Origin of the sequence: Rhodobium orientis, assembly GCF_003258835.1 — a bacterium.
GTDB lineage: Bacteria > Pseudomonadota > Alphaproteobacteria > Rhizobiales > Rhodobiaceae > Rhodobium > Rhodobium orientis.
In genome coordinates this window covers 45,221-58,135 of record NZ_NPEV01000016.1, presented here as the reverse complement: position 1 = coordinate 58,135, position 12,915 = coordinate 45,221, and the positions used below count along the sequence as shown (strand labels likewise).

The 12,915-nt window shown below is 64.0% G+C and carries 9 protein-coding genes; all 9 read left to right on the top strand.

The window, feature by feature from the left end; translation table 11 throughout:
* Positions 1-55: 55 nt before the first annotated feature.
* The 9 genes from CH339_RS09695 to CH339_RS09655 all read left to right on the top strand — a co-directional run bounded on the left by CH339_RS09695 (position 56) and on the right by CH339_RS09655 (position 12,562).
* Positions 56-2,212 carry a TRAP transporter permease gene (locus CH339_RS09695; protein ID WP_111434151.1) on the top strand — a complete coding sequence of 719 codons (2,157 nt, stop codon included), beginning with the start codon at positions 56-58 and terminating at the stop codon, positions 2,210-2,212.
* 2 nt (positions 2,213-2,214) lie between these two features.
* Positions 2,215-3,357 (top strand): mandelate racemase/muconate lactonizing enzyme family protein, encoded by a 1,143-nt coding sequence (locus CH339_RS09690; RefSeq protein ID WP_207189615.1) that lies wholly within the window; start codon positions 2,215-2,217, stop codon positions 3,355-3,357.
* 496 nt (positions 3,358-3,853) lie between these two features.
* Entirely contained in the window at positions 3,854-4,867 is a 1,014-nt protein-coding gene (locus CH339_RS09685; protein WP_170138462.1) for a Gfo/Idh/MocA family protein, read from the top strand.
* Positions 4,868-4,987: 120 nt separating this feature from the next.
* Positions 4,988-7,057, top strand: coding sequence for an oxidoreductase (locus CH339_RS09680; RefSeq protein ID WP_111434148.1), 2,070 nt, complete (start codon positions 4,988-4,990; stop codon positions 7,055-7,057).
* Positions 7,058-7,082: 25 nt separating this feature from the next.
* Positions 7,083-7,913 (top strand): sugar phosphate isomerase/epimerase family protein, encoded by an 831-nt coding sequence (locus CH339_RS09675; RefSeq protein WP_111434147.1) that lies wholly within the window; start codon positions 7,083-7,085, stop codon positions 7,911-7,913.
* A gap of 103 nt (positions 7,914-8,016) precedes the next feature.
* Positions 8,017-9,120 carry a substrate-binding domain-containing protein gene (locus CH339_RS09670; RefSeq protein WP_111434146.1) on the top strand — a complete coding sequence of 368 codons (1,104 nt, stop codon included), beginning with the start codon at positions 8,017-8,019 and terminating at the stop codon, positions 9,118-9,120.
* Positions 9,121-9,246: 126 nt separating this feature from the next.
* Complete coding sequence (locus tag CH339_RS09665; protein ID WP_111434145.1) at positions 9,247-10,707, top strand: sugar ABC transporter ATP-binding protein; 1,461 nt, start codon at positions 9,247-9,249, stop codon at positions 10,705-10,707.
* A complete protein-coding gene (locus CH339_RS09660; RefSeq protein WP_111434144.1) occupies positions 10,691-11,665 on the top strand; it encodes an ABC transporter permease in 975 nt (324 codons plus the stop codon). Before CH339_RS09665 ends, CH339_RS09660 begins: the two co-directional genes overlap by 17 nt.
* A 135-nt stretch (positions 11,666-11,800) precedes the next feature.
* Complete coding sequence (locus CH339_RS09655; RefSeq protein ID WP_170138461.1) at positions 11,801-12,562, top strand: sugar phosphate isomerase/epimerase family protein; 762 nt, start codon at positions 11,801-11,803, stop codon at positions 12,560-12,562.
* The last annotated feature ends 353 nt before the right edge of the window (positions 12,563-12,915 follow it).

Below are 12,915 nucleotides of genomic sequence, written 5' to 3'. Positions count from 1 at the left end.
GGCGCGGCGCCTTTCCGCCGCCGCGCGTTTCGAAACGGCCTAGAGCGATCATTCCATGCCCGGTCAACATCTGGACACAGAAGACTTTTCGGAAATCCGGCGGCCGGGCCCGCGCGTGCGGAACGTGCTCTGGGTCCTGGCGCTGGTCTTCGCGGTCTACCACATTGCGGGGGCCGGGTTCGGCGTTCCGGTGCAACGCCTTCACATCGCCCTGCACCTTTGCGGCATTGCTATCTTTGCGTTCGCCTACTATCCGCTGGTCCGCCCGGAGCGGCCCGGCGAGGGGCCGAACCGCATCCCCGTCTATGACATCGTCCTGATGGCGCTGGCGATCGCCGCGCTTCTCTATCTGCCGATGTTCTGGCGCGGCGGCACCATCGGCTTCGGCGCGCTCTCCTACCAGATCTCGCCGCAGACGCTCAGGCAGGGCAATCCGAACGCCTTCGATTTGTTCTTCGGCACCGTCCTCATCGCCATCACCATCGAGATGTCGCGTCGGGCGCTGGGCTGGGCGCTGCCGATCATTTCCTTCTGTGCCATCGGCTATGCCCTGTTCGGCCCCAGCATTCCGATCGACATCCTCAAGCATCCGGGCGTCGACTGGCGCCAGTTCGTCAACAACATCTATTTCCCGTCCGAGGGCATATTCGGACTGCCGGTCTGGGTCGTCTCGACGATCGTCATCCAGTTCGTCATCTTCGGCGTGATCGCCCAGCGCACGGGCCTCGGCGAGTTCTTCATCGACACCGCGCACGCCATCGCCGGCCGGCAGATCGGCGGCCCGGCCAAGGTCAGCGTGATCTCGTCGGCGCTGTTCGGCTCGATTTCCGGTTCGGCCATCGCCAACACGGTCTCGACCGGCTCGCTGACCATCCCGAACATGAAACGCCTCGGCTATCCGGGCATGTTCGCCGCGGCCGTCGAGGCCGCCGCCAGCGCCGGCGGGCAGATCACGCCGCCGCTGATGGGGGCGGCCGCCTTCATCATGGCCGAGTTCCTCGAGGTCCCCTACACGACCATCGTCATTGCGGCGATTGTACCCTCGCTGATGCACTACACGGGCGTCTATGCACAGGTGCATTTCACGGCGCTCCGGCTTGGCCTTGCGCCCGATGCGACGAGCCGGCTCTCGGACGTCGTTGGGGTCTGGCGCCGCGGCTGGCGGCATGTGTTCCCGCTGGCGGCCCTCTTGATCATCCTGTTCTCCGGCTACACGCCCTACATGTCGGCCTTCGTCGGTATCTCCGTTGCGGCGCTGTTCGGGTTCACCTCCTGGCGGCGGCCCGTGACGCTCCTGCTCAATGCCGGGTTCATTGCCTTCGTCGTCGCAAAGGGTCTCGACGGCTCTTTCGGGCTGCCGGTGACCCTGTTCCTCGTCGCGGCATCGATCATCGCCGCCTGGCGCAGCGACGATCCGCAGCCGATCGGCCAACTGGCGGATGCGCTCGCGGTCGGTGCGAAATATTCGGTCGTCGTCGGCGTTGCAGCGGCGGTGGTGGGGATCACCGTCGGCGTCATCAACACCACCGGCGTCGGCTTCCGCGTCGGCTTCATGGTGACCAACGGCGCGGCGCAAATGGCGGATTCCCTGCACGTGCTGCTGCCGCTGGCGGTCCCCGACATACAGATGTTCCTGTCGCTCGTCCTGATCGCCATCGTCTGCATCATGATGGGGGCGGGGCTGCCGACGACCGCCCTCTACATCCTGCTGGCGACCGTTGCTCAGCCGACGCTTTCCCAGCTCGGCGTGCCGCCGATCGCCTCGCACATGTTCGTCTTCTACTACGGCATCATCGCCGAGCTGACTCCGCCCGTCTGCACCACGGCGTTCGCGGCTGCCGCCATCGCGCAATCGCCACCGTTCCGGACCGGCGTCGAGGCCTTCAAGCTCGGCATCGGCAAGATCGTCGTGCCGATGGTCTTTTGCTACGCCCCGTCGCTGCTGCTGGTCACCGACGGCTTCACCTGGCGGAGCCTCATCCAGGACGGCAGCACATGTGCGATCGGCGTCATCGTCATGTCGGCGGGCCTGTCGCGCTACCTGTTCGGGACGCTGAAGACCTGGCAGGCCGCGATCGTCTTCCTGACCGGCCTTACGATCACCGCTCCCGGAACCACTTCCGACGTCGTTGGCCTGGCGCTGTTCATCCCGATCGCCGGCTATTTCTACATCCAGAAAAACAGAAGGGTAAATTCGACGTGCGTGTCGTGAACATGAAAGTCTATTGCATCACCAAGGGTGAGCTTCATCCGGTCCTCGTCGAACTCGTGACCGACGAGGGGATCAGCGGCTGGGGCGAGGCTGCGGTCGCTTACGGCATCGGCGCCAAGGGCGCTGCCGGCATGCTGGCCGACTTCGCGCCCAAGGTCATCGGCGCCGATCCGTCGTTTCCGCGCAACGTCTACCACGAGATCTACGATCACTCGTTCTGGACCAAGGGCGGCGGGGCGATCGTCTTTGCCGCCCTCAGCGCCATCGACCAGGCGCTCTGGGACATCAAGGCGAAGGCGCTCGGCGTTCCCGTCTGGGAGCTGTTCGGCGGTGCCTTTCACGACAACATTCCGGTCTACGCCAATGGCTGGAACTACCGCCATGACGACGTGCTGGAATGGGCGCGCGCGGCCGAACGTCCCTTGAAAGAGGGATACAAGATCCTGAAGACCTATCCGCTGGCCAACCGTCAGCCGAGCGGGACGCTGCGCCATGTCACGCGGCGCGCGCTCTCCGCGGAGGCGTTCGACGTCGCCATCCAGCGCGTCCGCACGCTGAAGAAGGTCGTCGGCGACGACGCGGAGATCCTGCTGGACCTCAGCGGCGGCATGAACAACGACCAGTTGATCCGGTTCATGTCGGTGTGCGAGGAGATCGGCGTTTCCTGGGTCGAGGAACCGCTCGATCCGTACAATTTCGGCGGCCTGAAGGACCTGAAGGGGCGCTGGAGCGTGCCGATCGCGGCGGGCGAGCGCATCTACACCCGCAGCGGGTTCCGGAACCTTTTGGAGACCGGTGGCGTCGACATCGTCATGCCGGATGTCGGCAATTGCGGCGGCATCTTCGAACTGGTGCAGATCGCGGCGATGGCCGAGGCCTACAATGCCCGCGTCTCGCCGCACAACTGCGCCTCGTCCCTGTGCACGGCGGTCTCCATGCAGGCCTGGCTGGCGACGGCGGCGCCGATGCCTCTGGAGACCTATCCCTACTTCCCGGAGGTCAACGAGTACGTCCAGGTGCTGAAAAACCCGCCGGAGGAGCGAATCCGCAACGGCGTGCTCGAGGTCCCGCGCGAGCCCGGCCTCGGCGTGGAAGTCGATACGGATCGCATCAAGCCCTTCCTGGCGTACGATCTCGCCGCCTGATGCGAACCGGCTCGGGGCCGTTCGCGGTTCCCGAGCCCTCGATGCCGGCAGGAGCACCGCCTGCCGCATGACGGGGAGGCCGTGCGCGGCCTCCCGTTTTCTCTGCTGCTACCGAATGCGTCGGCGCGACGCCGCCTGCCCGACGGGGTGGGCCGCCGAAACGGTCGGCCGCGACATATTGGCAGGTCGCGCCGGACTGTCCCTCACACCCTCGGCAACCGGAAGAACATGTCGCTCGGCCAGGCGCCGGCGACTGCGTCCGTCAATGCGCGCCGTATTTCCGCGCAGAACGGGCCGCCGGGCCGATTCCGGTCGGTGCGGGCGCCGCTGCGCGCCCGGTTTCCTGTACGCGCCGCCCCTTCCTGAGGCGAAAAAGTTTTGCTGTTGACGCGATAAATGCACGCCTCTACTGTCGACGTAATCGTTTACGTCACTAATGACGAACATATTCACGGACCCTCCGCTCAGCATGCGGAAACCCACGGGAGGGGGTATCATGGACCGTTCAGTACGCTGGGGTGTGCTCGGATTTGCGGGCATCGCAAAGATGGCCCTGATACCGGCCATTCAATCTGCAAAAAACGCATCGCTCGTCGCGGTGGCCTCGCGCCGCCCTACCGAGGTGAAGCCGGAAAGCATGGGTCTTCCGGGCATCCGCGTGCTCGACTACGACGCGCTGATCAACGATCCCGATATTGATGCGGTCTACATTCCGCTGCCGAACAGCCTGCATGCCGAATGGGCGGGCAAGGCGCTCGACGCCGGCAAGGCGGTGCTCTGCGAAAAGCCGCTGGCGATGAATGCCGACGAGGCCATCCAGCTCCTGGAACAGTCCAAGAAGGTGGGGCGGCCGATGATGGAAGGGTTCATGTACCGCTTCCATCCCCAGCATGCCCGGGTCAAGCAACTCATTGCCGAGGACGCCATCGGCGATATCCAGGAAGTCCGCGCGCATCTCTGCGTCGACATGATGAGCCCGCCGGATGCCTCCAACGTCCGCTTCATTCCGGAGCTCGGCGGCGGCGCCCTTCTCGACATGGGCTGCTACGTCGTCAGCGTCTGCCGGATGGTGTTCGGCGAGGAGCCGTTGACGGCGACCGTGCGCTGGCATGTGGATCCGCGCTTCGGTGTCGACACCAACCTGGCCGCGATCCTGGAGTTCGCGGAGGGCCGCAAGGGCATCGTCAGTTGCTCGTTCTCCGGCAATTCCCAGGGCTCCTACACGGTGGTCGGCAACAAGGGCTCGATCGAGGTGCCGCGCGGCATCATTCCGGGTCTGGACACCCGGGTGTCGGAGACCCTCGTCATCCTGTGCGACGGCGACGGCGGGCGCCAGGAGGAGACCATTGCCGCGGTCGACCAGTATAGCCTGATGGTGCAGGCCTTCTCCGAGGCGATCCTCGAGGGCAAGCCGGCTCCGCTGCCGCTGGAGGACTCCGTCGCCAATATGCGCGTCCTCGACGCCATGGCCCGGTCGGCCCACTCCGGAACGAGTGCGGACGTCTCCTGAAGCCAGCATCCTGACATCCCTTGAATCACGTAAACAGGCGCGGCTTCGGTTGTCAGGTGATTGAAACGATTACGTAGCGCCTTTTCGGCCGCTACGAGAGGATAACGGACACCGGTCGACATGTCTGATCCGGCAACACGTTTCCCCCTCTTGTTCAGTCCGTTCCGCTTAGGGGCGGTCGAGATACGAAATCGTTTCGTGTTCCAGCCGCATTTCACAGCGCTTGGAACCCTGGAGGGCATGCCGTCGCCGGCCCTCACCGCGTATCACCGCGAGCGGGCCCGTGGGGGAGTAGGACTGATCGTCATGGAAAGCCAGGCGATCCACCCCACGGGCAAGATGTCGGACCGGTTCCTCAATGCCTGGGACCCCGCCGTCATCCCCGGCCTCAGCGACATCGCAGAGGCCGTGCACGCGCACGGTGCCAAGCTGTTCAGCCAGCTCACCCATGGCGGCCACACCTCCTTGATGCGCCCGCCCCATATCATGTGGGCGCCGACGCAGATGCCGGAGCCTTCGAGCCACTTCAACACCAAGGCGGTGGACGAGGACGATATCGCCGCGGTCATCGCCGGCTTCGCGGCGGCGGCGCGCAACGTCATGGCGGCCGGCCACGACGGTATCGAGATCAAGATCGCCCATGACGGCCTCCTTCGCTCCTTCGCCTCGCCCTATTTCAACCGCCGGACGGACCGCTGGGGCGGCAGCTTTGCGAACCGGATGCGGCTTTCGATCGAGGTCATGGAAGCGATCAAGGCCGCGACCGGCCCGTCGGTGCCCCTCGGTGTGCGCATCTGCCTCGATGAGTTCACGCCGTTCGGCTACGATCTGGACTACGGCCTGAAGATGGTTGCCGCGCTCGAGGCGACGGGGCTCGTCGACTATTTCAACGCCGACGCCGGCTCGTTTTCCAGCTACTGGATGGAAATCCCGCCGGCGGCGGTCGCCTCGGAGGAATTCGATCGGCTCAACGTCGCCCTGAAGCAGGCGACGGAGCTGCCGGTGGTCGCCTTCGGGCGGATCACGCCGCCCTCGCGCGGCGAAGCGATGATCCGCGACGGCCATGCCGACATGATCGGGCTGGCGCGGCAACTGGTGGCCGATCCGGAGACCGTGGAAAAGCTGAGGACCGGACGCGGCCATCTCATCCGCATCTGCATTGCCTGCAACGACGCCTGCATCCATCAGGTCGGCCAGGAAAAGGGCATTCGCTGCATCCAGAACCCGAGCGCCGGGCGCGAGGCAACGCTGAACGACCGCGACCTTGTGCCGGCCGAGCAAAAGCACCGCATTGCCGTCGTCGGCGGCGGCCTGACCGGCATGAAGGTGGCTGAGATCGCGGCGCGGCGCGGGCACCAGGTGATGCTTCTGGAACGCGACGGCACGCTCGGCGGCCTCATCCGCCTCGCCATGAAGCAGCCGGAGCACGAGGATATCGGCGAGGTGACGAGCCATCTGGAAGCCGTTCTCGGCGACCTCGGCGTCGATGTGCGGCGGCGCGTCGAGGCGACGCCGGAGGCGCTTGCCGAACTCGGCTGCGACACCATCGTGGTCGCCACCGGCTCGGCCTCCAACCTTCCCGGACGCAACGGCGTGCCGTTCGCCGCGGAAGTGGAGGGACGGCAGGTCCTGCCGGACACGCCGGGCCTTGATCTCGACCATGTCGTCTCCGTCGACAGGGTGCTCGCCGGCGACGTGATGCCCTCCGGCCATGTGGTGGTGATCGACGGCAACGGACACTGGGAGGCCGCCGGCACTGCCGAGTTCCTCGCCGACAACGGCTGCCGGGTCACCGTGGTGGCGTCCTATGAGGTCGTCGGGTCCGAACTGGAAGACGGGACGCGCACGCTGTTCTTCCGGCGGGCGGCCATCAAGGGGCTTTCCCTCGTCACCTCGACGGTCGTCACCGCCATCGAGCCCGGCCGGGTCCGCACCGCGCAGGTGTTTTCCTCCGAGGACGCGATCGGCTGGGGCCAGTATCTCCTCATTCCCGGCAACGAGGGCGCCATCGAAGAGGTCGACTGGGTGGTTCCGGTGATCGGCCGCAGGTCGCGCGACGATCTCTACGTCGCGCTGAAGAAACATCAGGAGTTCAAGTCCGTCCGCATAGAAAGAGTCGGCGACTGCGTCGCGCCACGGCTGATCCAGAGCAACATCCTGGAAGCCTACCAACTGGCCGAAACGCTCTAGGGCGCCGCATGGGAGGAAAAGAACAATGAAACTGTCGTTCAATACCTGGGTCTACTCCAGCTTTCCGGTCTGGGTGCCGTCCTATCCGCTCGACGAGACGATCCGGCGGCTCGCCAGGATCGGCTATGACGGCATCGAAATCGGCGCCGCCGCGCCGCACGCCTATCCGGATTACATCGACGCCGACCGGCGCCAGGAGATCAAGGCGGTGCTCGATGCCAACGGGATTGCCTGTTCCAGCATGCTGCCGGCGCCCGGCGGCGGGCCCGGCTTCAACGTTTCCTCGCCGCTTGAAGCGGAACGCGCGAACGCCATCGACCAGTATGTGAAGGTGGCACGGCTGTGCGCCGACCTTGGCGGCAAGACCCTTCTTTACGTCGCCGGCTGGCAGGTGTTCGGCACGACCACCGACCAGGCCTGGGAATGGAGCCGTGAGGCGCTGAGGACGATCGCGGCCAAGGCCGCGGACATGGGCGTGACGGTGGCCATCGAGCCGACCTCCATGGACAGCAATCTGGTGGAGTCCTGCGACGACGCGATCCGGATGATGCGCGAGGTCGGAGCGCCGAACGTCAAGCTGATGTTCGACACCATCCACGTGCTCTATCGCAGCGAGGTGCCGACCGACTACGCCTACAGGATGGGCGCAGACCTGCACCACATCCACCTGTCGGACACCAACCGGAACGCGCCGAGCGCATCCGGCAAGGTCGACTACGAGGCGCTGGTCGCTGCGCTGAAGGAAATCGACTTCAAGGGCTACGTCACAATGGAGATCGGCTTCAACAGGCGGGACGTCGATCCCGACTATGTGGCGCGCAGCGCCTACGAGTATCTGAAGCCCCTCGTGGGGTGACGATGAAAAAGGGGGCGAAGAAGGACCCGAACCCTTCGGGTCCACAATAAATCCCGTCGCAACAAAAACCAGGCGGGGAACAACATTCAAAGGAGGTGCCAAGATGAAAAAGTATCTAGCAGTTACAGCAGGCATTCTGTTTGCTTCGGCGATGGCGATGCAGAGCCCTGTCGCCAAGGAACTCTCCGTTCCGGAATATTCCACCGAAGACCTGAAGAGCACGGGTCCGAACGGCGAGCCGGCGGCGTCCGCGAACTCGCTGGAGCTGACCGCCGAGGACCGGCAGAAGCTGAAGGACGGCAAGTTCAAGGTCGCCTTCGCCTTCCACATGCTCTCCAACGAAATGACCACGACCGAACTGGCCGCGATCAAGGATACCTTCAATGAACTGGGGGTCGAGCTGGTCGGCGTCACCGACGCGCAGATGAAGGTCGAGACCCAGGTCAGCAACATCGAAAGCCTGATGGCCCTGCAGCCCGATCTGCTGCTGAGCACGCCGATCGATCCGATCTCCACCGCCGCGAGCTACCGCGCCGCCGCCGCGCAGGGCGCCAAGCTCGTCTTCGTTGAAAACATCGCCCACGGCATGGTCGCCGGCAAGGACTATGTGAGCTGCATCGCCGCCGACAACTACGGCAACGGCGCTGCCGCCGCCGACATCATGGCCGAGGCCATCGGCGGTGAAGGCGAGGTCGGTGTCGTCTTCTTCGACGCCAATTTCTGGGTGACCGACCAGCGGGCCGACGGCTTCAAGGACCGGATCGCCGAGAAATATCCGAACATCAAGGTGGTCGCCGAGGGCGGCTTCACCGACCAGAACAGGGTCACGGAAGTGGTCGACGGCATCCTGGTCAATCATCCGCAGATCGACGGGATCTTTGCGGTCTGGGACATCCCGGCCGAAGGCACCATCGCGGCGGCAAAGTCGGCCGGACGCGGCGATCTCATCGTCACCACGATCGACCTCGGCGCCAATGCGGCCCGGATCATCGCCGAAGACGGGATGATCAAGGGCCTCGGCGCCCAGCGTCCCTACGACCAGGGCGTCGCCATCGCCACGACGGCGGCCTATGCGCTGATCGACAAGAAGGCGCCGGAGTTCGTCGCCGTGCCGCCGCTGCCGGTGGTCCGGGCGAACCTGTTGAAGGCCTGGGAAGAGGCGTATCACGAGCCGGCGCCGGACAATATCGCCGAGCTGATGAAATAACCTCCGGCACAAGCGAACGGCATACCGGGTGCGCGGGCCTTCTTACCGCCCGCGCACCCGGACCGGACAGCCAACATATTTCAGGCGGTGGTATCGGTGACACATCAAACGCTAGAGCTTGAGGGCATGAGCAAGTCGTTCGGCGGCGTGAAGGCGCTGGACGATGTGGATTTCGACCTCGTCGAAGGCGAGGTGCATGCCCTGGTCGGCGGTAACGGCGCCGGAAAATCGACTCTCATGAAGATCCTGACCGGCGTCTACCAGGCCGATGCCGGGGTCATCAAGGTTGCCGACAAGGTGGGGGCGATCCGCAATCCGACCGATGCCATGAAGAACGGCATCCGGATGGTCTACCAGGAGCTCAGCCTCATTCCCTACCTGACGGTGGCGGAAAATATCTTCCTCAATTACGAGCCGATGCGCCGGGGAACGATCGACAAGGCGCAGATCGTCTCCAAGACGAAGGCGCTGCTGGACGAGTTGGGCATCGACCTGACGCCGGACCAGAAGATCGTCGACCTCAGCGTCGGATACTGCCAGCTCGTGGAGATCGCCAAGGCGCTGTCGGCGCAGGCCTCGATCCTGGTGTTCGACGAGCCGACGGCCTCGCTCACCTCGAGCGAAGTGGACAAGCTCTTCGAACTCATTCGCCTGCTCAAATCGCGGGGCGTGTCGATCGTCTACATCTCCCACCGCATGAAGGAGATATTCGACATCTCCGACCGGATCACCGTCCTGAAGGACGGCCGGAAAGTCATGACGGCGAAGACGGAAGACCTCGATATCGGCGCCGTCATCGACGCCATGATCGGCAAGGCGGCGGAACGCAATTTCGAATGGACGCCGCGCGACGTGCCGGTCGGCGACGAGGTCAGGCTGGAGGTCGAAAATCTTTCAGGCAAGATCCTCTCCGACGTCAGCTTCTCGCTGAATGCGGGCGAAGTGCTCGGCATTGCCGGCCTGATCGGCAGCGGGCGCACCGAACTCCTGGAAATTCTCTTCGGCCTCAGGAAGGCGTCGGGCGGGCGCCTCAGGATCAAGGGCAAGGACGTCCAGATCGCCAGCATCAAGGATGCGATCGGGGAGAACATTGCCCTCGTGCCCGAAGACCGGCGCCGCAAGGGCCTCGCCCTCATTCACAGCGTCAAGGACAACATCCTGATCGCCAGCCTCAACAAGGTGACCAAGAACGGGCTCCTTCAGAACAAGAAGGCGGTCGAGATCGTCGAGCAAAGTGTTTCTGAGCATTCCATCAAGACCGGATCCATCGATACGATCGTGGGAATGCTGTCCGGCGGCAATCAGCAGAAGGTCCTGTTGTCGAAATGGCTGAATACCCATCCCGACATCCTGCTCTTGAATGAGCCGACCGCCGGCGTCGACATCGCCTCGAAGGCGGAAATCATCAACTTCGTCAGAAAACTGTCGCTGGGCGGCACGAGCGCAATTCTCGTCTCCTCGGAGATCGCGGAACTCCTTGCCGTCTGCGACAGAATACTTGTGCTGAATGACGGCAGGGTGGTCCGAAGTCTGAAAAGAGACGCCATTCAGTCCGAGGAGGAAATCCAGCATGCCATACAAGGGTAATCACATGGAACGGCTGATCCGGGGCGCGTCCAAGATCAATATTCAGGAGAATATCGTCTATTTTGCCTTTGTCATCGTCGTCATATTCTTCATCTTCACGTTGGGTGACCGGTTCCTGTCGGTCGTCAACATCCTGAATATCGCCCGCCAGACGGCGATCATCTCGATCATGGCGGTGGCGATGACATTCGTTATTGCCAGCGGGCAGATCGACCTGTCGGTCGGCTCCATCGCGGCGCTCAGTTCGCTCGTGGTCGCGCTCTGCCTCAGGGAAACCGACAGTCTCGTTCTTTCGGTCCTCGTCGGCCTTTTTGTCGGCACCCTGATCGGCGCCACCAACGGCCTGCTCGCGACCAAGGTCGGCGTTCCGGCCTTCCTTGTCACACTCGGCATGATGGGCATCGCCAAGGGACTGGCGATGTGGATCACCAACACGATGGCCGTCCCGATCATGGACAAGGACTACAACGTCATCTTCGGTCTGGGGACGGTCGCCGGCATTCCGATCCTGTTGATCTGGACGGCGGTGGTGCTGATCGCCGGCGTGTTCGTCATGCACCAGACGCCGTTCGGCAAGAAGATCCTGGCGGTCGGCGGCAACGAGACCGGCGCGCGCTACAGCGGCATCAACGTGGAACGGGTGAAGATGCTGGCGATGTGCCTGACGGGCGCGGCCGCAGCCTTTGCCGGCATTCTCTATGCAGGCCGCATGCAGGCCGGGCGCTTCACCTTCGGCGAGGGCGACGAGTTGACGGTCATCGCCGCGGTCGTGCTCGGCGGCACCAATCTTTACGGCGGCACGGCGCGAGTCGTCGGCGCGGTCGTCGGCTCGCTGCTGATCGGGGTGATCAACAACGGGCTGATCATCCTGGGGCTGAGCGTCAGCCAGCAGATCATCGTCCGCGGCATGATCGTCATTCTGGCGGCCGCGCTCGGACTGAGCGCGCGCAAGCGCTGATTTCAATGGGGTTGCGCGGGCGCGTCGCGGCTCTGCGGCGCGCCTTCAGCGCAGCGAATTCTAAGGGAGCTGATGATGGCCGATGTTGGATATATGACGAATGCTTGGGGCCTGTGCGCGGGATATCACGTCGGCGTGCCGTCGATTAAGGACCTCTTCTACATCTCGACGGGGTCCGACGAGGACGCGATGCGCGACATTTCCGGCGCCGGGTTCAAATGCATCGAGATGTTCGACGGCAACCTGTCCAAATACCGCGACGATCCGGACAATTTCCGCGACATGCTGGCGAAATACGACCTCAAGCTGATCGGCGTCTATACGGCCGCGAACTTCATCTTCGACGAAATCATCGAAGAAGAGTTCTACAAGATGACCCTGGCGGTCGAGTTCGCCAAGATGTTCGGGGCGCCGTACATCAATGTCGGCGGCGGGGCGCTGAGGCATGACGGCATCCGGGACAGCGATTTCGACCGGCTGGCGCGCGGCCTCGACCGGTTCGACGCCCTGGCGCGGTCCAACGGGCTGGTAGCCAGCTTCCATCACCATCTGGATTCGCTGATCCAGACCGAGGAAGAGATCGCGCGGATCATGAAGCTGACCGGCATCAATCTGTGCATCGACACGGCGCATATAATTGCCGCGGGCGGCGATCCGGTGCGCGTCGCCAAGACCTATCTGGACCGCCTGACCTATGTCCACGTCAAGGACTACGACGACGACTTCCAGATCCTCGGCAAGGGCAACGTCGATTTCGACGGCTTCTTCGATGTGCTGGCGCCGCGCCTCGACCAGCTCCAGGTGACGGTCGAGGCGAACGACCTTCCCGGCGATCTGCTCGGATTGGCCAAGCATAATCTTACCTATGTCGAGCAGCAGTTCGCCCGGGTCGGCTGAGGGCGGTGACGCGACGGGCAGGCGGTACGGCGAATGCCTCGATCGCCTGCCTGTTGAGAAGTCGCCTTTTTGGCCCCGGCGATATGCCTTTTTGAGCTTCCCGGCCTATGTTGGGTGTTTCGACGGGCGTTCTGCCCCCTAATCCCCGTGCCGCGGACGGGCCGCCGGCACGGCAAGGTGGCCACGCGCCGTCGGCATGATAAGGAAAGACCGGCGGCGGGAGCGTCGGCCCGGATTTTCCGCAACACCGAGGATACGAAACGAACATGACGGCATGGCAACACCGCCACGGATCGGGATCGCAAGCCGCGCCCCGCATGGGCTCGGCAACGGTGCAGTTCGTTTCGGACCTC